This window comes from Serratia sp. (in: enterobacteria), from assembly GCF_051654945.1.
GTDB lineage: Bacteria > Pseudomonadota > Gammaproteobacteria > Enterobacterales > Enterobacteriaceae > Chania.
This window is the reverse complement of record NZ_JBOFZA010000118.1, coordinates 529877-552130: the sequence shown is the minus strand read 5'-3', so window position 1 is coordinate 552130 and position 22254 is coordinate 529877. Positions and strand designations below refer to the sequence as shown.

General features: G+C 54.3%; 25 protein-coding genes. 15 read left to right on the top strand and 10 right to left on the bottom strand.

The window, feature by feature from the left end:
- Positions 1-10: 10 nt before the first annotated feature.
- On the bottom strand, positions 11-172 hold the full coding sequence (locus ACRDCA_RS27895) for a hypothetical protein (protein ID WP_438692397.1): 162 nt from the start codon (positions 170-172) through the stop codon (positions 11-13).
- A gap of 157 nt (positions 173-329) precedes the next feature.
- Between ACRDCA_RS27895 and grcA the strand changes: the two genes are divergently transcribed.
- On the top strand, positions 330-713 hold the full coding sequence (gene grcA, locus ACRDCA_RS27890; RefSeq protein ID WP_025119852.1) for an autonomous glycyl radical cofactor GrcA: 384 nt from the start codon (positions 330-332) through the stop codon (positions 711-713).
- Positions 714-977: 264 nt separating this feature from the next.
- Here grcA and srmB read toward each other — a convergent pair whose 3' ends face one another.
- Positions 978-2291 (bottom strand): ATP-dependent RNA helicase SrmB, encoded by a 1314-nt coding sequence (srmB, locus tag ACRDCA_RS27885; RefSeq protein ID WP_438692396.1) that lies wholly within the window; start codon positions 2289-2291, stop codon positions 978-980.
- Positions 2292-2378: 87 nt separating this feature from the next.
- Here srmB and trmN point away from each other — a divergent pair, with 87 nt between their 5' ends.
- Positions 2379-3158 (top strand): tRNA(1)(Val) (adenine(37)-N(6))-methyltransferase TrmN, encoded by a 780-nt coding sequence (gene trmN, locus ACRDCA_RS27880; RefSeq protein ID WP_438692395.1) that lies wholly within the window; start codon positions 2379-2381, stop codon positions 3156-3158.
- A gap of 4 nt (positions 3159-3162) precedes the next feature.
- On the opposite strand, the gene nadB is transcribed toward trmN, so the two are convergent.
- The gene (nadB, locus tag ACRDCA_RS27875) at positions 3163-4764 is read right to left on the bottom strand and encodes an L-aspartate oxidase (RefSeq protein ID WP_438692394.1); all 1602 of its coding nucleotides are present in this window, start codon (positions 4762-4764) and stop codon (positions 3163-3165) included.
- 213 nt (positions 4765-4977) lie between these two features.
- On the opposite strand from nadB, the gene rpoE reads away from it, so the two are divergent.
- The 4 genes from rpoE to rseC are packed head-to-tail and all read left to right on the top strand — an operon-like array spanning position 4978 to position 7669.
- Entirely contained in the window at positions 4978-5553 is a 576-nt protein-coding gene (gene rpoE / locus ACRDCA_RS27870; protein ID WP_012146382.1) for an RNA polymerase sigma factor RpoE, read from the top strand.
- Between the two features lie 30 nt (positions 5554-5583).
- On the top strand, positions 5584-6237 hold the full coding sequence (gene rseA, locus ACRDCA_RS27865; protein ID WP_438692393.1) for an anti-sigma-E factor RseA: 654 nt from the start codon (positions 5584-5586) through the stop codon (positions 6235-6237).
- Positions 6237-7196 carry a sigma-E factor regulatory protein RseB gene (gene rseB, locus ACRDCA_RS27860; RefSeq protein ID WP_438692392.1) on the top strand — a complete coding sequence of 320 codons (960 nt, stop codon included), beginning with the start codon at positions 6237-6239 and terminating at the stop codon, positions 7194-7196. Before rseA ends, rseB begins: the two co-directional genes overlap by 1 nt.
- A complete protein-coding gene (gene rseC / locus ACRDCA_RS27855) occupies positions 7193-7669 on the top strand; it encodes a SoxR-reducing system protein RseC (RefSeq protein ID WP_438692391.1) in 477 nt (158 codons plus the stop codon). Before rseB ends, rseC begins: the two co-directional genes overlap by 4 nt.
- On the opposite strand, the gene ACRDCA_RS27850 is transcribed toward rseC, so the two are convergent.
- Positions 7666-8490, bottom strand: a complete 825-nt coding sequence (locus tag ACRDCA_RS27850) for a hypothetical protein (protein ID WP_438692390.1) — start codon at positions 8488-8490, stop codon at positions 7666-7668. The two genes, rseC and ACRDCA_RS27850, sit on opposite strands and share 4 nt — an antisense overlap.
- Before the next feature lie 533 nt (positions 8491-9023).
- On the opposite strand from ACRDCA_RS27850, the gene lepA reads away from it, so the two are divergent.
- The 7 genes from lepA to acpS all read left to right on the top strand — a co-directional run bounded on the left by lepA (position 9024) and on the right by acpS (position 15671).
- Complete coding sequence (gene lepA, locus ACRDCA_RS27845) at positions 9024-10823, top strand: translation elongation factor 4 (RefSeq protein ID WP_438692389.1); 1800 nt, start codon at positions 9024-9026, stop codon at positions 10821-10823.
- Positions 10824-10854: 31 nt separating this feature from the next.
- On the top strand, positions 10855-11832 hold the full coding sequence (lepB, locus tag ACRDCA_RS27840) for a signal peptidase I (protein WP_438692388.1): 978 nt from the start codon (positions 10855-10857) through the stop codon (positions 11830-11832).
- A 327-nt stretch (positions 11833-12159) separates the two neighbouring features.
- Positions 12160-12840, top strand: a complete 681-nt coding sequence (gene rnc / locus ACRDCA_RS27835) for a ribonuclease III (protein ID WP_021178901.1) — start codon at positions 12160-12162, stop codon at positions 12838-12840.
- Complete coding sequence (era, locus tag ACRDCA_RS27830; protein ID WP_438692387.1) at positions 12837-13745, top strand: GTPase Era; 909 nt, start codon at positions 12837-12839, stop codon at positions 13743-13745. Before rnc ends, era begins: the two co-directional genes overlap by 4 nt.
- Positions 13746-13753: 8 nt before the next feature.
- Positions 13754-14485, top strand: a complete 732-nt coding sequence (gene recO, locus ACRDCA_RS27825; protein ID WP_438692386.1) for a DNA repair protein RecO — start codon at positions 13754-13756, stop codon at positions 14483-14485.
- A gap of 74 nt (positions 14486-14559) precedes the next feature.
- A complete protein-coding gene (pdxJ, locus tag ACRDCA_RS27820; RefSeq protein ID WP_438692385.1) occupies positions 14560-15291 on the top strand; it encodes a pyridoxine 5'-phosphate synthase in 732 nt (243 codons plus the stop codon).
- Positions 15291-15671, top strand: coding sequence for a holo-ACP synthase (gene acpS, locus ACRDCA_RS27815; RefSeq protein ID WP_438692384.1), 381 nt, complete (start codon positions 15291-15293; stop codon positions 15669-15671). Before pdxJ ends, acpS begins: the two co-directional genes overlap by 1 nt.
- A gap of 168 nt (positions 15672-15839) precedes the next feature.
- Here the strand turns inward: acpS and ACRDCA_RS27810 are convergent, their stop codons facing one another.
- The 4 genes from ACRDCA_RS27810 to ACRDCA_RS27795 all read right to left on the bottom strand — a co-directional run bounded on the left by ACRDCA_RS27810 (position 15840) and on the right by ACRDCA_RS27795 (position 17869).
- Positions 15840-16100 carry a YfhL family 4Fe-4S dicluster ferredoxin gene (locus ACRDCA_RS27810; protein WP_438692383.1) on the bottom strand — a complete coding sequence of 87 codons (261 nt, stop codon included), beginning with the start codon at positions 16098-16100 and terminating at the stop codon, positions 15840-15842.
- A gap of 77 nt (positions 16101-16177) precedes the next feature.
- A complete protein-coding gene (locus ACRDCA_RS27805; protein WP_438692382.1) occupies positions 16178-16495 on the bottom strand; it encodes a helix-turn-helix domain-containing protein in 318 nt (105 codons plus the stop codon).
- A gap of 1 nt (position 16496) precedes the next feature.
- Positions 16497-16841, bottom strand: a complete 345-nt coding sequence (locus ACRDCA_RS27800) for a type II toxin-antitoxin system RelE/ParE family toxin (RefSeq protein ID WP_438692381.1) — start codon at positions 16839-16841, stop codon at positions 16497-16499.
- A gap of 185 nt (positions 16842-17026) precedes the next feature.
- Positions 17027-17869 (bottom strand): MurR/RpiR family transcriptional regulator, encoded by an 843-nt coding sequence (locus ACRDCA_RS27795; protein WP_438692380.1) that lies wholly within the window; start codon positions 17867-17869, stop codon positions 17027-17029.
- A gap of 140 nt (positions 17870-18009) precedes the next feature.
- Here ACRDCA_RS27795 and yfhb point away from each other — a divergent pair, with 140 nt between their 5' ends.
- Positions 18010-18657 (top strand): phosphatidylglycerophosphatase C, encoded by a 648-nt coding sequence (gene yfhb / locus ACRDCA_RS27790; protein WP_438692379.1) that lies wholly within the window; start codon positions 18010-18012, stop codon positions 18655-18657.
- A 39-nt stretch (positions 18658-18696) separates the two neighbouring features.
- Here yfhb and yiaY read toward each other — a convergent pair whose 3' ends face one another.
- Positions 18697-19848: an L-threonine dehydrogenase gene (gene yiaY, locus ACRDCA_RS27785; RefSeq protein WP_438692378.1), complete on the bottom strand. Its 1152-nt coding sequence runs from the start codon at positions 19846-19848 to the stop codon at positions 18697-18699.
- Positions 19849-20186: 338 nt separating this feature from the next.
- Here yiaY and tadA point away from each other — a divergent pair, with 338 nt between their 5' ends.
- Entirely contained in the window at positions 20187-20693 is a 507-nt protein-coding gene (tadA, locus tag ACRDCA_RS27780; protein ID WP_438692377.1) for a tRNA adenosine(34) deaminase TadA, read from the top strand.
- Here tadA and mltF read toward each other — a convergent pair whose 3' ends face one another.
- Positions 20694-22151: a membrane-bound lytic murein transglycosylase MltF gene (gene mltF, locus ACRDCA_RS27775; RefSeq protein ID WP_438692376.1), complete on the bottom strand. Its 1458-nt coding sequence runs from the start codon at positions 22149-22151 to the stop codon at positions 20694-20696.
- Between the last annotated feature and the right edge of the window lie 103 nt (positions 22152-22254).

Genomic DNA, 22254 nt, shown 5'->3' with positions numbered 1-22254 from the left:
TGTTAGCAATTCATTGCGCATAGCTTACCGTTAACCTCCGCTCGGCGAAACCCGCTTTTTCTACCGGTGTGGTGAGCGAGGCATGCAAAAATTTTTGATAATTTACAAAAATAATTTTAAGAAGCAAAAGGGTAAAATTGATATAAAACATAAATTTGCCTCTGGCGTCCATTTGGATGCCCCTTAAAAATTGATTTTAGTCAAAGAATCGACCCGGTTTGACTGGTATACAGAACAACAAGACAACATTGGTTTTACCAAATGGCCGGAAGCCAAACCGAGTTTTCCGGCAACGTAGAAATTTTTCTCCCTGTTACGGAGGCAACAAAATGATTACTGGTATTCAAATCACTAAAGCGAACAATCAAGCACTGGTGAACTCTTTCTGGCTGCTGGATGACGAGAAATCAGAAGCGCGCTGTGTCTGTGCCAAAGCGGATTATGCAGAAGATCAGATCGTGCCTGTCAGCGAACTGGGCCAGATCGAGTACCGTGAAGTGCCGATGGAAATGCAACCTACCGTGCGCGTAGAAGGTGGTCAGCACCTGAACGTGAACGTGCTGCGTCGCGAAACGTTGGAAGATGCGGTTAAGAACCCAGAGAAATACCCGCAGCTGACCATTCGTGTTTCTGGCTATGCGGTGCGTTTCAACTCACTGACGCCTGAACAACAGCGTGACGTTATCGCACGTACCTTTACCGAAAGCCTGTAATTTCAGGTGAGGTAAACAAAAGGGAGCTTCGGCTCCCTTTTTCTATGGTTAACATTCTCGATCGCCCCTCACCCCAGCCCTCTCCCACGTTATGAGCCGGGGATCTCATGGGAACTTGTTCAGGAGAGAGGGAGCTAGTTCGGAGCAGCAGTTAGGTACGGAAGCTAATCTGTAGAAGGGAGCATCGAGGATGAATACTGTCGTTTAGATGTGGCACGTACAGTCCCCTCTCCCGGTGGGAGAGGGTTAGGGTGAGGGGCGTGATTATGCCTCTGGCTTGGCTTTTGGCTGACGACGCTTACCGATGTTCTTGGCGTCGCGATGGCGCAGCTTGACCTTGACCTTCTCTTTGTTCTTCAGCTTGTCTTCAACGCGCTTGGCCAGCACCTTCTTCGAAGGTTTACCATTGCTCTTCTCGCTTGGCACCTTGGTGGAAGGACGCAGCTCGTCGATCACGCGGGCTTTCAGTGGCTCATTGAGGTAACGGCCCACTTTGCCCAGCAGCAGATGGTCATGCGCCTCTACCAGTGAAATTGCGGTGCCTTTGCGCCCGGCACGGCCAGTACGGCCAATACGGTGCAGATAGGTGTCGGCAGTGCGTGGCATATCGAAGTTGAACACGTGGGTGATATCCAGGATATCCAGCCCGCGCGCCGCAACGTCGGTGGCGACCAGCACGTTGACGCGGCCATCCATCATGCGTTTTACCGCTTCGTTACGCTTGGCCTGCACCATTTCGCCTTCGAGATAGCAGGTGTTGATGCCCGCCTCACGCAGCCAGGCGGCCAGCTCATGCACGCGCTCACGCTTACGCACAAAGATCACCGACTTCTGCACGTCCGGCTGTTGCAGCAAATGCACCAGCAGGGCGGTTTTATGCTTCACGTCATCGGCGCGGTAATACCATTGCAGAATTTTTTTACGTTCGCGGCGTGACGGATCGGCTTCAACTTCAACCGGATCTTTCAGGATGCGTTCGGCAAACTCGCGGATGGCTTCGCCTTCCAACGTTGCGGAGAACAGCAACGTCTGGGTACGCCAGCGGGTTTCGGCCGAGATGGTTTCGATGTCTTGCGCAAAGCCCATATCGAGCATGCGGTCGGCTTCGTCCAGGATCAGCGTTTCTACCGCGCGGCAGTCAAAGTTTTCTTCTTTGATGTATTGCAGCAGGCGGCCAGTGGTGGCAACGACCACGTCCTGGTTTTCGCTGAACACTTCGGCGTGGTTCATATAGGCCACGCCGCCGGTGATGGTGGCGATATCGAGCGAGGTATGCGCAGCCAATTCACGTGCCTGATCGGCCACCTGCATAGCCAGCTCACGCGTTGGGGTGAGGATCAACACGCGCGGTGGGCCCGATTTCTTACGTGGGAAATCCAGCAGGTGCTGCAGAACCGGCAGCAGGAATGCGGCGGTTTTGCCCGTACCGGTCGGTGCCGAACCTAATACGTCGCGCCCGTCCATGGCTGGCGGGATCGCCTCGGCCTGGATAGCGGTGGGGCGATCGTAGCCTTTATCACGCAAAGCGAGGATCAGGCGCTCATCGAGTTCGAGTTCGGAAAAATTGGTTGCTGTCATTATCTACCTCTACTTGGGGCGCCGATTATAGACGGGATGGCCGCAGGGTTCACCCTTTTTAACTTTTACCCTAAATCAGATTGCCTTATGCTACGCCAGTTTTGTCTGCTGGTGGCCATTGTGAGTAATCAAATTAAAACGAAATCGACCCCGCGTCGCGGCGGTTTTACCTTTAAGCAGTTCTTTGTTGCCCACGATCGCTGTGCGATGAAGGTGGGGACCGATGCGGTGTTGCTCGGTGCCTGGGCTGCCGTGGATAACGTGCAGCGAGTGCTGGATATTGGCTGCGGTAGCGGGCTGATCGCTCTGATGTTGGCGCAGCGAACGGCCAGCGAGGTCATTATCGATGCGGTCGAACTGGACAACGATGCCGCCTTGCAGGCGCGTGACAACGTACTGGAATCACCTTGGCCGCAAAAAATTCAGGTCCATGCCCAGGATATTCATCATTTTGCCCAGCAGCATGCGCATTGTTACGATCTGATCGTCAGCAATCCACCGTATTTTGAGCCTTCGGTTGCCTGCCGCGATCTGGCCCGTACCAACGCCCGCTATACCGAAACCCTGACTCACGATGCCTTGCTGGATAGTGCTGAACGGCTGATCGCGGCGGAGGGACATTTCTGCGTGGTGCTGCCTTATGCGATCGGCGAAGATTTTGAAGTGAATGCCCACCAACGTGGCTGGCACACCGCTCGGCGGCTGAATATCAGTGACCGGGCCGATACGCCAAAACATCGCATGATGCTGGCATTAGCTCGTCAGCCGATGGTGAAACAAGAGGCTGAATTGGCAATAAAACTGGCGGATGGCAGCTATACCACCGAGTTCCGCCAGTTGATTACCGATTTCTATCTGAACTACTAAGCCTTCAGGGTTGCAGGATAGTGGGTTTTGGCTCCGGCAGCATATCCGGATAATCCAGCGTGTAATGCAACCCACGGCTTTCCTTGCGCTCCATCGCGCTGCGCACAATCAGTTCCGCCACCTGCACCAGATTACGCAGTTCCAGCAGATTGTTGGAGATGCGGAAGTTGGCGTAATACTCGTCGATCTCCTGCTGCAACGTATTGATGCGGCGCAGTGCCCGCTCCAGCCGTTTGGTGGTGCGCACAATGCCGACGTAGTCCCACATAAATAGCCGCAATTCGTGCCAGTTATGCTGGATTACCACGCGTTCATCCGAGTCATCCACCCGGCTTTCATCCCACTGTGGCAGCTGTTTGGGCAGTTTGATGGCAGGCAGCCGCGTCAGAATATCTTCGGCGGCGGACCAGCCATAAACCAGGCATTCCAGCAGTGAGTTGGACGCCATGCGGTTGGCACCGTGCAGGCCGGTGTAGCTGACCTCGCCGATGGCATACAGCCCGTCGAGATCGGTGCGGCCATGTTGATCGACCATCACGCCGCCACAGGTGTAATGCGCGGCAGGAACGATTGGGATGGGCTGCTTGGTCAGGTCGAAGCCCAGCGTCATCAGCTTTTCGTGGATCATCGGGAAGTGTTGCGTGATGAATTCCGCCGGTTTATGGCTGATGTCCAGATACATGCAGTCTGCACCCAGGCGCTTCATCTCATGGTCAATGGCACGGGCGACGATATCGCGTGGAGCCAGTTCGCCACGCGGATCGAAGTCTGGCATAAAGCGGCTGCCGTCCGGGCGTTTCAGATGGGCACCTTCGCCGCGCAGCGCTTCTGTCAGCAGGAAATTACGTGCTTGCGGATGGAACAGGCAGGTAGGGTGGAACTGATTGAACTCCAGGTTGGCGACCCGGCAACCTGCCCGCCAGGCCATGGCGATGCCGTCACCCGAAGAAATATCCGGGTTGGTGGTATATTGATAAACCTTGGCTGCCCCGCCCGTGGCTAACACCACCGTTTTGGCGCGATAGGTTTCCACCTGCTCGCGCTCACGATTCCAGACGTAAGCGCCCACTACGCGCTTGGTGCCCGGCAAGCCAATCTTGTTGGAGGTGATCAGGTCGACCGCATTGCGCCGTTCCATCACACAAATATTGGGGTGAGCACTTGCTTTCGCTACCAGGGTAGTCTCTACTTCTTTGCCTGTGGCGTCGGCGGCGTGCAGGATGCGCCGATGGCTGTGGCCACCTTCGCGCGTCAGGTGATAGCGTTCCTCACCCTGGGAATTGGTCTCGGTGTCGAACAGGACGCCCTGATCGATCAGCCATTGCACGCAGTGGCGCGCATTGCCGGCAATAAACTCGACGGCGTCTTTATCACACAGGCCGGCTCCGGCGATCAGCGTGTCATCAACGTGTGAGGCGATGCTGTCCGTTTCATCAAACACCGCGGCAATCCCGCCTTGGGCATAAAAGGTAGCGCCTTCATTGAGCGGACCTTTGCTGAGTACAGTAACCTTGCAATGTTGCGCTAAGCGCAACGCCAGGGACAAGCCAGCAGCACCGCTGCCGACAATCAGTACATCGCTAACATGTTCAGATGATGGTTGCATAACGTATGATGTGTGCAGAAGAAGAGTGAAATTCATGTTAGCCTACTTGTCCGGGCAAAAGCCACGGACAAGGTGACATCAACAAAAAAACAATGGCGATATGGAACTTAGCGTTCCGTATGAACTCCAAGCGAGTGCTTGCTCAGGAAAATAATGTATGGCTGGCGGTACAATTTCACGCGTGGAGACAGATTTGGGGAGAGTTTACCTCGGATGAGCGAGCAGTTAACGGATCAGGTTCTGGTTGAGCGGGTCCAAAAGGGCGATCAGAAATCGTTTAACTTACTGGTAATTCGTTACCAGCATAAAGTGGCGAGTCTCGTTTCGCGCTACGTACCGCAGGGCGACGTGCCGGATGTGGTGCAGGAGTCGTTTATTAAAGCTTATCGCGCACTGGAGTCATTCCGTGGTGATAGCGCCTTTTACACCTGGTTGTATCGTATTGCTGTCAATACAGCAAAAAATTATCTGGTTGCTCAGGGACGGCGCCCACCATCAAGCGATGTGGATGCCAACGATGCCGAAAATTACGAAAGTGCGGGTGCACTGAAAGAAATTTCGAACCCTGAGAACTTAATGTTGTCAGAAGAACTGAGACAGATAGTTTTCCGTACCATTGAGTCACTCCCAGAGGATCTTCGCATGGCGATTACCCTGCGGGAGTTGGATGGTCTAAGCTACGAAGAGATAGCCGCCATCATGGATTGCCCGGTCGGAACCGTACGGTCACGTATTTTCCGTGCTCGGGAGGCTATCGATAATAAAGTTCAACCGCTGATCCAACGTTAGCGATAGCGGACACTGGAAGGGTACTTAGGCATGCAGAAAGAAAAGCTTTCCGCTCTGATGGATGGTGAAATGCTCGACAATGAGCTGCTGAGTTCATTGGGTAAAGATAAAGCACTTCAGCAAAGTTGGCAGAGCTATCACCTGATCCGTGACACGTTACGGGGTGATGTCGGACAAGTCATGCATTTCGATATCGCAGACCGTGTTGCTGCCGCATTGGAAAAAGAGCCCGCTCGTCTGGTTCCTTCGGCAATCCCCGAATCTCAACCGCAACCTCACACCTGGGGTAAACTGCCGTTCTGGCACAAGGTGCGTCCTTGGGCTAGTCAGCTAACGCAAGTCGGCGTGGCCGCTTGTGTTTCTCTGGCAGTAATCGTGGGTGTACAACAGTACAATCAGCCTGATGTGCAATCGGGCGTTGCTGAAGGCCCTGCGTTTAACACCATGCCGATCATGGGAGCAGCTTCGCCGGTTAGCCTGGGCGTCCCAGCAGACAGTTTCTCCACCGGCAGCGGTCAACAGCAGCAGGTGCAGGAACAGCGTAAGCGCATCAATGCCATGCTGCAGGATTATGAGTTGCAACGCCGTTTGCACTCCGATCAGCTGCAACTTGAACAAAGCAGGCCACAACAGGCCGCGGTTCAGGTTCCTGGAACTCAGTCTTTAGGAATGCAACAGCAGTAATGAAGCAAATTTGGTTCTCCGTTTGTCTTTTAACGGGCAGCCTGCTCAATGCAAATATCGCCTCGGCGCAAGAACCTGCGTCCGGGGCGTTATTGCAACAAATGAGCAGTGCCAGCCGTTCACTCAACTATGAACTCGCCTACATCAGCATCAGCAAGCAGGGGATAGAGTCGTTACGCTATCGCCATGCGGTGATCGACCAACTGCCCCTCGGGCAATTGCTGCATATGGACGGCCCGCGTCGGGAAGTGCTGCAACGTGGCGGTGGGATCAGCTATTTTGAGCCTGGTCTGGAACCGTTCACGCTGTCTGGCGATCACATCGTCGATGCCTTGCCCGCCATCGTGTTTGCCGATTTCAACTATCTGGCGAAATACTACGATTTCATCTCCGTTGGCCGCACCCGCATTTCCGATCGGGCTTGTGACGTCTACCGCGTTGTGGCGCGTGACGGTTCCCGTTACAGCTACGTGGTGTGGATGGATATGGAAACCAAGCTGCCGCTGCGGGTCGATTTGCTCGATCGCGATGGTGAAACGCTGGAGCAGTATCGGGTTATCTCGGTCGTCGTGGGCGATCAGGTGAAGACCGTCATGCAACCTTTGCTCAAGGCTAATCTGCCACCGCTATTAACCTTACCTGCGGCTGAAGATGTCAAGCTGGCCTGGAATGCCGGTTGGTTGCCTGCTGGCGTTAACGAAGTGGCGCGCAATCGCCGCAAGTTGCCGAATGTGGCGGTGCCGGTTGAATCGCGGCTGTATAGCGATGGCTTGTTCAGCTTCTCGGTCAACATCAGCCCTTCGGGCAGCAATGCCAGCCAACAGTTTTATCGTCAGGGCCGCCGTACCATCCAGACCGAAATTCGTAATGGCAATGAAATTACCGTGGTCGGGGAATTACCGCCCTCAACGGCCAAACGCATTGCCGACAGCATTACTTTCAAGGTAGCGCCACAATGATGAAAGAGTGGGCCACGGTGATCTCGTGGCAACAGGGCGTGGCGCAGCTGCGTTGTGAGCCTAAAGCCGGCTGTGGCAGTTGCAAAGCGCGCTCCGGCTGTGGTGCTCGTGCATTCGACGAGCTGGTGCCTGAAAGTGAACATCACTTGCAGGTAGCCATCGCCCAGCCTCTGGAACCTGGCCAGCGCGTTGAGGTCGGCATTGCCGAAGGCAGCCTGTTGCGTTCGGCAATGCTGGTCTATCTGACTCCGCTATTTGGCATGATGCTCGGTGGTGGCCTGTTGCAATGGTTTTTGGGCAGCGACGCTGCGGCAGCGCTCGGTGCCATTTTAGGCGGCGGCCTGGCCTTCCTGATTGCACGTAGCCTGGCAAAACGCCTTGGCGAGCACGCCAATTACCAACCCATGGTGCTGCAGATCGGCTTGCCGCCGGGAGCCTTGCGTTTACACTCCGAAACCGAATCCCCGATTTAATAGGGTGGCCGCGTCATCGCCGGATTGTTATAGGCGGGGATGCGGTTGCCGATCATATGCTCCATCAGCGCAATAAACAGATCGGCGCTGAACAGCGAGTAGTAACACAGCGAAAACAGCTCGTTACCTTGTAAATCGAACAGGCGAAGGGTACCCCGCTGCGTATTTTTCTCCAGCCGGTGGATCTTTTCGATCTGCACCTGCGCCTGGGCGGTACTCAGCGTTGTCGCGCTAAGCCGTAATGTTTGAGTCGGTTTCACTCGCCACGGATCAAACCAACCCCTGCCGCTATTGAGATAGCCAAATGTCAACTTATCCCCCTGATAAAGTGCATTTAATGCCAGCGGTCCACGTTGCTGGATCTGTTGTTGGATTAGCGTTTCAATCAGTTGCCGAGAGTGCGAGACATTACTCTTGATGCTGTACCAGAACGCTGCCTCCGTGGTGCGAAACGCCATTGTGTCGCTCAGCCCACCAAGCAGCCGGCTACCGTGAGAACGGTAGATGTCGGCAATTTTTTCAAACGCAATAAACCGTTCTTTATGATTGCGGTGATCCAGCACGCGTACGCCGTGCTCATACAGCCGATAGGTCAGCATTGGCCGCAGGTACTGGCGCACGGCCAGCAAAATACCGCCTAACACAATGATAGCCGCGCCGGTTTGCAGTAAGGTCAGGATGTTACGGTCTTCCATGTTGCTCAGTAACGGCATTAGTAACAGCGCCGCACCCAGTGTGAACAGCAGCGCTACCGCTGCCAAAATGCCCCAGTTGACCTTGGAAAAATCGTGCCGGCTCAGCATTTGCCCTTTATCGATCATGGTAAACCTTCCAATCAATGTTCAGAGGAGATGCTGGTGAACTCTGGTGGGCTTGCCGATGTCGTAGTGCCCTGAAGTCTGTTTTTATCCAAAGTTCCTGCCACTTGTAACCGAGGGGAACGAGAGGCGTATATCGGGCTTTTCCTAAAGCGGGGGCGTGGTGGTGTAAATGTAAGTTATTGATAAGAATATTATTTATCAGGTAATTAAGATTGGGTTTATTGCGTAATCACGCAATATGTATTACCAGCGGTTAAACGCGAACCGGGCAGGACGATTGGCGCTATTAATCCACAATTATTATCGGGTTTAGGCTGCGTTAATATCTGCTTTCATCAACTGCGGCGCTCTGCAACACTAAACTACGTATAATCGATTCCCTTCACTGCACCGATCGCTAGGTTTTCAGGGTTATGGCATGTAGAATGCTGCGATTCAGGCGAAAAATAGCCGACCCATTCACCGTCGCTTTATGTCCATGCGGGTTCCATAGGCGAGTAATTCAGAAATACCAAGGCAGAAAAACTAATTAAATGAAACACATAAGAAATTTTTCTATCATTGCCCACATTGACCACGGTAAGTCGACGTTGTCTGACCGTATTATTCAAATCTGCGGCGGGCTGACCGAACGTGAAATGGCCGCGCAGGTGCTGGATTCTATGGATCTGGAACGTGAACGTGGTATTACCATCAAAGCGCAGAGCGTGACGCTCGATTATAAAGCCCTTGATGGCCAGGTTTACCACCTCAACTTTATCGACACCCCTGGGCACGTTGACTTCTCCTATGAGGTTTCCCGTTCACTGGCCGCCTGTGAAGGCGCATTGCTGGTGGTGGATGCCGGGCAGGGCGTAGAAGCCCAGACTCTGGCCAACTGCTATACCGCGCTGGACATGGATCTGGAAGTGGTGCCGGTGTTGAACAAGATTGACCTGCCTGCTGCCGATCCGGATCGCGCCGCACAGGAAATCGAAGATATCGTGGGCATTGATGCCACGGATGCGGTGCGCTGCTCGGCTAAAACCGGCGTAGGCGTGCCGGAAGTGCTGGAGCGTCTGGTGCGTGATATTCCGCCGCCAGAAGGCGATGCGGATGCTCCGCTGCAGGCGCTGATCATCGACTCCTGGTTCGATAACTACCTCGGCGTTGTCTCCCTGATCCGGGTGAAAAACGGCACCCTGCGCAAAGGCGATAAAGTCAAGGTCATGAGCACCGGCCAAACCTATAATGCCGACCGTCTGGGGATTTTCACCCCGAAACGTGTCGATCGCGATGTGCTGAACTGCGGCGAAGTGGGCTGGTTGGTCTGCGCGATTAAAGACATCCTCGGCGCGCCGGTGGGCGATACCTTGACGCTGGCTCGTCAGCCGGCAGACAAAATGCTGCCAGGCTTCAAAAAAGTGAAGCCACAGGTGTATGCCGGTCTGTTCCCGATCAGTTCCGACGATTATGAAGCCTTCCGCGATGCGCTGGGCAAGCTGAGCCTGAACGACGCCTCCCTGTTCTATGAGCCAGAAAGCTCCACCGCGCTGGGCTTCGGCTTCCGCTGTGGCTTCCTGGGTCTGCTGCACATGGAGATCATTCAGGAGCGTCTGGAGCGTGAATACGATCTGGAGCTGATCACTACGGCACCAACGGTAGTGTACGAAGTTGAAACCACCGGAAATGAAACCATCTACGTCGACAGCCCATCCAAGCTGCCGCCGTTGAATAACATCGCTGAGCTGCGTGAGCCGATTGCCGAGTGTCACATGCTGATGCCACAGGAATACCTGGGCAACGTGATCACGCTGTGTATCGAGAAGCGTGGCGTACAGACCAACATGGTTTACCACGGTAACCAGGTGGCGCTGACCTACGAAATCCCGATGGCCGAAGTGGTGCTAGACTTCTTTGACCGCTTGAAATCCACCTCACGCGGTTATGCGTCGCTGGATTACAACTTCAAGCGTTTCCAGGCCTCGGACATGGTGCGTGTTGACGTGTTGATCAACAACGAACGTGTCGATGCGCTGGCGCTGATCACTCACCGTGATAACGCACAGTATCGTGGCCGTGAACTGGTCGAGAAAATGAAAGAGCTGATCCCACGCCAGCAATTCGACATTGCAATTCAGGCGGCGATCGGTACTCATATCATCGCTCGTTCAACGGTGAAACAGCTGCGTAAAAACGTCCTGGCCAAGTGCTACGGCGGCGACGTCAGCCGTAAGAAGAAGCTGTTGCAAAAGCAGAAAGACGGTAAAAAACGCATGAAGCAGGTGGGTAACGTCGAGTTGCCGCAGGAAGCATTCCTGGCCATTCTGCACGTGGGTAAAGACGGTAAGTAAGAGCGAAAGCTCGCGTAACTAGGGAGTTTGCATGGCGAATATGTTTGCCTTGATCCTGGCATTAGCCACATTGGTAACCGGGATCATCTGGTGCTTTGAGCGCTTTAAATGGGCGCCGGCACGTCGGGCGAAAATCGCGGCGGTCAATGCACAGGCGGCCGGTACGGTCGACGAAGCCGCCCTGGCGAAAGTGGCCAGGCAGCCGGGTTGGGTTGAAACCGGGGCTTCGGTGTTCCCGGTATTGCTGTTGGTGTTTGTGGTGCGTTCGTTTATTTACGAACCCTTCCAGATCCCTTCAGGCTCGATGATGCCGACGCTGTTGATTGGTGATTTCATTCTGGTGGAAAAGTTTGCCTACGGCATAAAGGATCCGATCACCCAGACTACGCTAATTGAAACCGGCCATCCCAAGCGCGGTGATATCGCGGTATTTAAATATCCACGTGACACCAAACTGGATTATATCAAACGCGTAATTGGCCTGCCGGGCGATCGCGTGACCTATGACCCGGTGAATAAGCGTGTGACGGTGCAAGAAAACTGTAATAGCGGCCAAGCGTGCGATACCGCATTGGCGGTCACCTACAGCGATATGCAACCAAGCGATTTTGTCCAGATGTTTACCCGCAGCGGTATGGGCGAGACCAGCAATGGCTTCTTCCAGACGCCACTGAACGAAAGCGTGCCGCAGGGCGGTATTCGCCTGGCTGAGCGTAAGGAAACGCTGGGTAACGTGACCCACCGTATTCTGACCGTACCAGGTGCACAGGATCAGGTTGGCGCTTACTATCAGCAGCCGGGCCAGCAGTTGGCCGAGTGGGTTGTGCCAGCCGGCCATTACTTCATGATGGGCGATAACCGTGATAACAGCGCCGACAGCCGTTATTGGGGTTTCGTACCTGAGAAGAATCTGGTGGGTAAAGCCACGGCGATCTGGATGAGCTTTGAAAAGCAGGAAGGTGAATGGCCAACGGGCGTCAGATTGAGCCGTATCGGTGGTATTCACTAATAACGTTTTTGCCAACTGCAGTTTATATGGTGAAATTCCCTATGGATTTCGAGCTGCAGCTAGGCGACAAGCTATCTCATCCCCAGGAGCTTACTTTTGGGTAAGTGACTGGGGTTAGATAGTGCAGGTAACAACGCTGCAGCTTGAAAGACGACGGGAAAAACGCAGCATTATATTTCCACTCGTTGTAGAATAGCCCCTCGAGCGATAAAAGTTGGCCCCTTATGGCGCCACTGCAAACGAAACAGCTTTGGATTGGCTTTTGGCAAAGCAGGCCTGTTCCGTATGCTGCAAGTTTTTGACGCATTCTTGATCTATTGGTAACTCATGAACCCCATCGTAATAAACAGGCTGCAGCGGAAGCTGGGCTACACTTTTCAACAGCAGGAGCTCTTACTGCAAGCGTTAACTCACCGTAGCGCCAGCAGTAAACATAATGAACGTCTCGAGTTTCTGGGTGATTCGATCCTTAGTTTTGTCATCGCCAATGCGCTCTACCAGCGTTTTCCTCGCGTAGACGAGGGAGACATGAGCCGCATGCGTGCCACGCTGGTGCGAGGCAATACGCTGGCCGAGATGGCCCGCGAGTTCGATCTGGGCGAGTGTTTGCGCCTTGGGCCGGGCGAGCTGAAAAGTGGTGGATTCCGCCGCGAGTCAATCCTGGCGGATACGGTGGAGGCACTGATTGGCGGTGTGTTCCTGGATAGCGATATTCAAAACGTCGAGCGACTGATTTTGGACTGGTATCGTAGCCGGTTGGACGAAATCAGCCCCGGTGATAAGCAGAAAGACCCGAAAACCCGCTTGCAGGAGTTTTTACAAGGTCGTCATCTGCCATTGCCAACATATCTGGTGGTGCAGGTTCGCGGTGAGGCGCACGATCAGGAGTTTACTATCCACTGTCAGGTGAGTGGTTTGAGCGAGCCCGTGGTGGGCACCGGTTCAAGCCGCCGTAAAGCCGAGCAGGCGGCAGCGGAACAAGCGCTGAAAAAGCTGGAGCTTGAATGAGCGAAGAAAAACAATACTGCGGTTTTATTGCGATCGTAGGTCGTCCCAACGTGGGCAAATCCACGTTGCTCAACCAATTGCTGGGGCAAAAAGTCTCCATCACCTCGCGTAAACCACAGACGACCCGTCACCGCATTATGGGTATCGATACCGATGGCGCTTATCAGGCCATTTACGTCGACACCCCGGGTCTGCATATCGAAGAAAAGCGCGCCATCAACCGTTTGATGAACCGCGCTGCCAGCAGCTCAATCGGCGACGTCGAGCTGGTGATCTTTGTTGTAGAAGGCACGAACTGGACTGCCGATGATGAAATGGTGGTCAACAAGCTGCGCAGCCTGAAATGCCCGGTACTGTTGGCGATCAACAAGGTGGATAACGTTACCGACAAATCCAAACTGTTGCCGCACATTGCATTCCTCAGCCAGCAGATGAACTTCCTCGATGTGGTGCCGATCTCTGCCGAAAAAGGCATGAATGTGGATACTATCGCGGCTATCGCACGCAAAGTGTTGCCGGAAGCGGAACACCACTTCCCGGACGATTACATCACCGACCGTTCCCAGCGCTTTATGGCGTCGGAAATCATCCGTGAGAAGCTGATGCGCTTCCTGGGTGAGGAACTGCCTTACTCGGTGACGGTTGAGATCGAACAGTTTGTGCCGAACGAGCGCGGTGGTTATGACATTCATGGTCTGATTCTGGTTGAGCGTGAAGGCCAGAAGAAGATGGTGATTGGCAACAAAGGGTCGAAGATCAAGACCATCGGTATTGAAGCCCGCCAGGACATGGAACAGATGTTTGAAGCCAAAGTGCATCTGGAACTGTGGGTGAAAGTGAAATCGGGCTGGGCGGACGATGAACGTGCGCTGCGTAGCCTGGGCTATACCGACGACCTGAAATAATACCGCCTATGGATGGCTGGGAGCGCGCTTTTGTCCTGCATGGACGGCCCTTTAGTGAAACCAGCCTGATGCTGGATCTGTTCACGGAAGGCCATGGGCGGGTGCGCTTGTTGGCAAAAGGCGCACGTAGTCGCCGATCCAATCTAAAGGGTTGCTTGCAACCCTTTACTCCTCTGTTAGTACGCTGGGGCGGTCGTGGCGAAGTCAAAACGCTGCGCGGCGCTGAAGCGGTCTCCCTCGGTTTACCTCTTAGTGGCATGATGCTTTACAGCGGCCTTTACGTGAATGAATTGTTGTCACGGGTGCTGGAGCAGGAAGGCAACTATTCGGTTCTGTTCTTCGATTATCTGCAATGTTTACAGGCGCTGGCTGCCGAAGACAGTTCCCCGGAGCATGCTCTGCGGCAGTTTGAGCTGGCGCTGTTAGGGCACCTGGGTTACGGCTTGGATTTCCTCCATTGTGCCGGCAGCGGCGAACCGGTGGATGACGGCATGACCTATCGCTATCGCGAGGAGAAAGGCTTTATCGCCAGCCTGGTGGTGGATCATTACAGTTTTACCGGCCGTGAACTCCGCGCCCTGGATGAACGCCAATTCCCTGATGCAGACACTCTGCGCGCAGCCAAGCGCTTCACCCGCATGGCGCTAAAACCCTACCTCGGCGGTAAGCCGCTCAAGAGCCGCGAGCTGTTTCGCCAGTTCGTACGCAAACAACCCGATACCCCCGTCGACGAAGCCTAAGCGGTTTCTGCTTTTGCCGTTTTGCTAGCCCGTGTAAACTGCCGCTACTGAAAATTTTTGAGTAGAGGGTTGTCATGGTTGATTTACTGTTGGGCGTCAATATCGATCATATTGCCACGTTACGTAACGCGCGTGGAACCAACTACCCGGATCCGGTGCAGGCGGCATTTATTGCCGAGCAGGCGGGGGCCGATGGTATTACCGTTCATCTGCGTGAAGATCGCCGTCATATCACCGACCGCGACGTGCGTATCCTGCGTCAGACCATCCAGACACGGATGAATCTGGAAATGGCCGTGACCGATGAAATGCTGGATATCGCCATTGAGATGAAACCCCACTTCTGTTGCCTGGTGCCGGAAAAGCGTCAGGAAGTCACCACCGAAGGCGGGCTGGACGTGGCCGGGCAGCAGGACAAAATGGCGGTGGCGGTTGAGCGCCTGGCACAGGCGGGTATTTTGGTTTCGTTGTTTATCGATGCCGATCATCGCCAGATCGATGCGGCGGTGGCCGTTGGTGCACCTTATATCGAAATCCATACCGGTGCCTATGCCGAAGCGCAGGGCGATCTGGCCATTCAGGCCGAGCTCAAGCGTATTGCCAAAGCGGCGACCTACGCGGCCAGCAAAGGCCTGAAGGTGAATGCGGGCCACGGTTTGACCTATCATAACGTGCAGCCGATCGCTGCGCTGCCAGAGATGCATGAGCTGAACATCGGCCATGCCATTATCGGCCAGGCGGTGATGAGCGGCTTGCCGGCTGCGGTGGCGGATATGAAACTGCTGATGCGGGAAGCGCGTCGCTAATGGCGGTACTGGGCTTGGGGACTGACATCGTAGAGATGGCACGCATCGAAGCGGTGGTGGAACGCAGCGGCGATCGTCTGGCTCGTCGGGTGCTGAGCCCGGCGGAATGGGAAGTGTATCAGCAGCATCAGCAGCCGGTACGCTTCCTGGCAAAACGCTTTGCGGTTAAAGAGGCGGCCGCCAAGGCATTCGGCACCGGCATCCGCAACGGTCTGGCGTTCAATCAGTTCGAAGTGTTCAATGATGGGTTGGGGAAACCCAATATCCGCCTGCATGGACGCGCCGCTGAACTGGCGCAGGAGATGGGGGTAACGTCGATCCACGTTTCTCTCGCTGACGAGCGTCGTTATGCCTGTGCCACTGTGATTATCGAGGGGTGATATTCCTCTCTCCGCAATCCCAAAAAAGAGTGGGAGCGAGCCCGGCGTTGTGGTCAGGATCAGGGGTCAATATGTGACTCTGACTGTAAAAGATTGGTCAGGCGCTGAAGCTTATTTGTGGCACATTCAGTCCCCTCTCCCTGTGGGAGAGGGTTAGGGTGAGGGGCGTTACAGGCTATCTGAGTGATGTAACACGACAAACTTGTCCCACAGCTGTTCCTGGTTTTCGACGTGCTGCGGATCGGTAATGATGGTGTTATCGATCGGGCACACCTGCTGGCAGGTTGGGGTTTCGTAATGCCCCACGCATTCGGTGCAGCGATTGGCATCGATCTGGTAAATCTCATCCCCCATCGAAATCGCCTGGTTCGGGCATTCCGGCTCGCACATATCGCAGTTGATGCATTTCTTGGTAATCAATAAAGCCATATCAATCAGTTACTCATTTAAACTTTTATATCCGGGTTAACCAGCCGACATCCATACCGCATAGTGCGAACGACCTATCAGGCAAACACCACTTTAAGTGTGCCCGGTGTCCGGCGCGGCTTTCCCACCACGATTTGCACATCACGCCCTAGGCGCGTAAGGCACTCCAGCATCTTGGCTTCACTGATACCCCGAAACTGTCCGCGCAACATATTAGACAGCTTAGGTTGTGTCATCCCCAGCAGTTTTGCGGCTTGCTCTTGTGTCAGGCGGTGGCTTTTGATGATATCGCCAATCATGCTGGCAAGCTGGGCCTTTACCTGCATTTCTTCAGCGTCGTCTCTGCCGATATCGGCATAAACGTTGCCAGTACTGATTTCAATATCATGGCTCATCTTATGCTCCTTTGGCATGATTTTCTGCAGCTTTCAAACGTTCGCGGATCTTGTCCATATCTGGTTTCGGCGTTGAAATTCCAGATGAAGACTTTTTCTGGAATGCGTGCAAAACATACACGCTATCGGCAAACTTAACGGTATAAACTGCGCGATAAGTATCGCCAAGAAAATCCTCTATCACTTCTAGTACACCAGCCCCACCAAATCCTTTTAGGGGTTTAGTCTGCGAATGTTTACCACCCATCTGTGCCAAGTGTAGAGCGTAGCCGAAAATATCCTGCACTTCCTCGGGCAATGATTGGAGATCCTTCTTGCTACTACTAACCCAGTAGAGTGGTTTCATCCACGTCATCCCTGCGTTAAATTATACCTATATGGATATAATCTAACATGGTGCTTGGTCAATATGTAGTCAGAAAAGAAAAATATCTACGATTAGCGCATGGAAGCAAAATGTGTAGAAAATGCTTATAGCAGCGCTTCGTACAACCGTATCAGGGGCATTTCGCGGAGCGCAGATTATACGCTTTACACCATCTTTTTCACTAACTGTTCGCTACGGCGGAGGCGATCGCGAGCAAGATCCTGTTGGATCAGCGCCATAAACAGCAGATCGGTCAGGGCGAACTGCGCCGTGCTGGAAGAGATCGCTGAGCTGTGGGTATTGGGTTCTTCCACAATCGTGTATAGGCTGTGATCGGCCCGCTGTTGCAAGCCGTTGGGGGAGAAGCTGGTCAGCGCCAGCACTCTGGCTCCAGCAATACGTGCTTCTTCGGCGACCAGATTGATCTCACGTCGCTCACCGCTAAACGAAATTGCCAGCAGCAGATCCTCTTTACTCATCGCCTGCACCGTGGCCAGCTGAACGTGCATATCGGCTTCTGCCACCGCCATCACGCCAATCTTCAGCAACTTGAAGGCAAAGTCTTTGGCGACCAGCCCGGAAGCACCAATGCCGACCAATATCACCCGCCGCGCCGTACGCAGCATCTCCAGGGCGGTATGCAGCCGTTGTTCGCTATTGATATCCAGCGTTGCTCGCAATGCGGCCTGTTTTTCCACCAACAGTTTTTCACCGACGGCCTTAAGCGGATCGCTGCTCAGGATTTGGTTATGGACGGTTACCACGGGTTCCACCTGTGGCTGGGCTAATGTCTCGCTCAACGCTTGTTTCAGCGCGGGAAAGCCCTTATATCCAAGCTTCTGGGAGAATTTGACGACGCTTGATTGGCTGACACCGGCCAACTGAGCCAGCTTTGGTGAACTGAGGTGGCTGACCTGCTCAGCGTTGTTCAGCAGGAAGTTTGCCAGCTTGCGATCGTTTTGCGCCAGCGTAGGGTATATCTGACGAATGCGAAGAAGGGTACTCATAAGTGTTTTCCTTTGAGCCAGCCAGCATTCTGCCACGCCAGTGGGCAAAACGCGCAGTGATAATTTTGTGAGATCGGGTAAGGTGGTGGTGTATCACCGGACGCCGCTTAATATGGATCAACGATCCTGAGGAGTAACGCTTGACTGACAAACCGGTTGCACAGGCCCAGCGCGTGGTATTTTTCGATCTGGATGGCACTTTGCATCAGGAAGACATGTTTGGCAGTTTCCTGCGCTATTTGCTACGGCATCTGCCGCTGAATCTGGTGCTGGTCGTACCGCTGTTGCCCATTATCGGATTGGGCATGTTGATCGGTGGGCGTGCAACGCGCTGGCCCATGAGCCTGTTATTGTGGGCAATGACCTTTGGCCGTTCGGAGGCCCGGCTGAAAGCGCTGGAGGCGAAATTTGTCGACTATTTTCGCCGTAAGGTTACTGCGTTTCCGGTCGTGCAGATGCGTCTGCGCCAATATCTGGATGCCCAGGATGCGCAGGTCTGGCTGATCACCGGTTCACCGGAGCGTCTGGTGGAGCAGGTATATCGGGATTCTGCGTTCCTGCCGCGAGTACGCCTGGTCGGGAGCCGTATTGAACGCCGTAACGGCGGGTGGGTTTTGCCCATGCGCTGTCTTGGCGCGCAAAAGGTGGTGCAGTTGGAGCAGCGTCTGGGCGCACCATTGAAACTGTTTAGTGGTTACAGCGACAGCAAGCAGGACAACCCCTTGCTTTATTTTTGTGAGCATCGCTGGCGGGTGGGTAAAGAAGGCGAGTTACAGCAACTGGATTAAGTGCAGGCTCCCCCCAGCAAAGAGGGAGCCTGCAGGCGGTTACATCGCCGCTTTAAAGATAGCCACGATCTGCTCATGGCTGGCCTGGATTGGATTGGTGAATCCACAGGCATCGTTCAGGGCGTTAGTGGCTAACGTCGCAAAGTCTTCTTCCTTGACTTGCAGATCGCGTAAACCGGCAGGTATGCCCACATCTTTCGCCAGTTGACGAATGGCGGCGATACAAGCGGCAGCCCCTTGCTCATCGTTAAGGCCTGCAATATTTACCCCCATCGCAGCGGCAATATCTTTCAGACGGCCGGCGGCAACCTGAGCATTGAACTCTTGCACGTGCGGCAGCAGGACGGCGTTACAGACGCCATGCGGCAGGTTGTAGAAGCCACCCAACTGGTGCGCCATCGCATGCACATAACCCAATGAGGCGTTATTAAAGGCCATTCCGGCCAGGAACTGGGCATAGGCCATGTTCTCACGCGCCTGCATGTTTTGCCCGTCGTTGACCGCATCGCGTAGCGACTCGGCAATCATGGTGGCGGCTTTCAGCGCGCAGGCATCGGTAATTGGGTTGGCGGCGCTGGAGACGTAGGCTTCGATAGCGTGGGTCAGGGCATCCATACCGGTGGCTGCGGTCAGGCCTTTTGGCATACCGGCCATCAGATGAGGATCGTTGACCGACAGGATCGGGGTAACGTGCTTGTCGACAATGGCCATTTTGATATGGCGCGCTTCGTCGGTGATGATACAAAAACGCGTCATTTCCGAAGCGGTGCCTGCGGTGGTGTTGATAGCGACTACCGGCAGTTGCGGCTTGGCGGAGCGATCCACCCCTTCATAGTCTTTGATTTCCCCACCGTTGGCGGCAACCAGGGCAATCCCTTTCGCACAGTCATGCGGTGAACCGCCACCCAGAGAAACGACACAATCGCAGTGATGTTCGCGCAACAGCGCCAGACCCTGCTTCACGTTTTCCGTGGTCGGGTTAGGATTAGTGCCGTCATAGACGCAGCTTTCGATATTCTGGGCCGCTAACAGTGATTGCACCTGAGCTACGACGCCAATGCCGTTCAAAACCTTGTCGGTAACGATCAGTGCGTGATGCAGACCATGCTCTTTCATGGTTTTTGCCGCGTCTTCCAGACAACCGGAACCAATCATGTTGACGGAAGGGATAAAGAATGTTGAGGCAGCCATAACCTACTCCTTATAAAGGCTTTTTGCGTGAAGTAAACCTTACCGCGCTAATTCTTAAGAGAATATGATCTATCACAATTTAGCTAGGAAAAATTTGCTTAATTTTACAGCTTGATTTTCCTGGTGTTTATAACATTTATCTTAAATTATAAGAAGTGAACAAATTTTAATCATCATTAATTATGATGTTATTGATTTGTTGGTGGTGTTTTAAGCAGCCGACAATGGTGGCTGGTTGTCGGCTTTTCAAGCTTATTTGCAGCAACATGGCCGAGTGGCTGCGGTAAAAGGATCTACTGTGTATAATGCCCGCCGCGATGCGCACGAGGATTGATGTGGTGAATGAATATAATGATGAGTATTGGATGCGTCAGGCGTTAAGCCTGGCTCTACGTGCGCAGGAAGAAGGTGAGGTGCCGGTCGGTGCGTTGCTGGTGCTGGACAATCAGGTGATTGGCGAAGGCTGGAACCGGCCGATTGGCCGCCACGATCCTACCGCGCATGCTGAAATCATGGCGCTGCGGCAGGGGGGCGCGGTATTGCAGAATTACCGCCTGCTGAATGCCACGCTGTATGTCACGCTGGAGCCTTGCGTGATGTGTGCCGGCGCGATGGTACACAGCCGCATCCGTCGTCTGGTTTACGGCGCGGCCGATGAAAAAACCGGGGCGGTCGGTTCGCTGGTGGATATTCTGCGCCATCCGGGTATGAATCATCAGGTAGAAATCGTCTCGGGCATATTGGCAGAAGAGTGCGCCGCTACTCTCAGCAACTTTTTCCGCATGCGGCGCGATCAGAAAAAAGCGCTCAAGCTGGCACAGCGGGCCGGAAAAGACCCACAGTAATCACAGGGCTAACGCCAGCTCGGCATCGACAGCTGGATAGCCCTGAGCCTGTTCGGCCTGCTTCATCGCCTCGGCTGCCTTCTTCTCTTTTTCCAACAGATAGCCCACCAGGCTGACCTGATAACGGCGGATGTTCTCCACGTAGTTATAGGCTTCGCGGCCACGGGCATAGCCATAGGTGAGTGACGGGTAGTAGCGCTTCTGGCTAAGCATCGGCAGGCGCTGTTTCACATCGACCCAACTATCGGGATTGCCTTGCTGGCTTTTGGTGAGCTTACGCGCGTCCAGCATATGGCCCCAGCCCATGTTATAGGCGGCCAGTGCGAACCAGATCCGCTCATCTTCCGGCACCGTGTCTGGCACCTTATCCATCAGGCGTTGCAGATACAGCGCCCCGCCTTGAATACTCTGTTCCGGATCGAGCCTGTCGGTGACGCCCAGGCCATCGGCGGTGGCCCTGGTCAGCATCATCAGCCCACGGACGCCGGTAGGGGAGGTCGCCTGCGGGTTCCAGTGGGATTCCTGGTAGGCGATGGCGGCCAGCAGCTTCCAGTCAATTTCGCTGGCATACTTTTCAAACAGCGAGCGGAAGGTGGGCAACACCGAGTCGATGGCGGAAAGGAAAGTTTTGGTATCGACGTAGTCAAAACTGCCCACGTGCCCCAGATACTTCTCTTCCAACCGCGCTAGCGTACCGTCTTCGACCCGCTGGCTATAAAAGTCCAGCAGCGCTGCGTATAGGCTATCGTCGTTGCTGCGCTTCAGGTACCAGGTCACCGGCTCTTCATCGGTAATGTCAAAAGCGACGGCTAGCTGCGGGTGAATACGCTGTAGCAGGGCAATAGTGACGGAATCCCCGATCGTGTAATCCAGCTTGCCATCGGCCACCTGTTCCAGCAGCTCTTTCGAGGTCTGGTCGCTTGACGCTTCCCAACTGAGGTTGGGGTATTTGCTTTGCTTGAGCTGCTTTAGGGTGCTGACGTGTGCCGAGCCGGAGGCCACAGCCAGTTTGCCTTTGATATCGGCAAAGGTTTTTGGCCGTGTGGTACCCAGCCGGTAAACCAACTGCTGGGAGACGGAATAATACGCCGGGCCGGTACTGGCACGGCTGAGGCGATCCGAATTGTAGATCAGCCCGGCGGCGAGCAGATCGGCATTGTCATCATCCAGATCGTCAAACAGGTCGTTGATATTCTGGTGCGGGATCACCACCAGCTTGACCCCCAGGTAGTTGGCAAAGCTTTTGGCCAGCTCGTAGTCAAGACCACTCGGCCCCTGCGGGGTAGTGAAATACGTTAGCGGTGAGTTTAACGTGCTGACACGCAGTTCCCCCCGTGATTTGATCGCCTCGAGCTGGCCTCCCTGCCCACCACGCCAGGCGATATTGGGCCACAGGGCAAGCGCCAGCAGCAAGGCCACAACACCGATCAGAATGTAATTTACTTTTAGGCGTTTCAAATAGTTATCTCAAATAGATGCACACTTTATGTCGACCGGAATAAGATGTTTTTTCATGGTTAAATCACCAGTGCCGGGGCATTTTGCGTAACATTACGCCAGC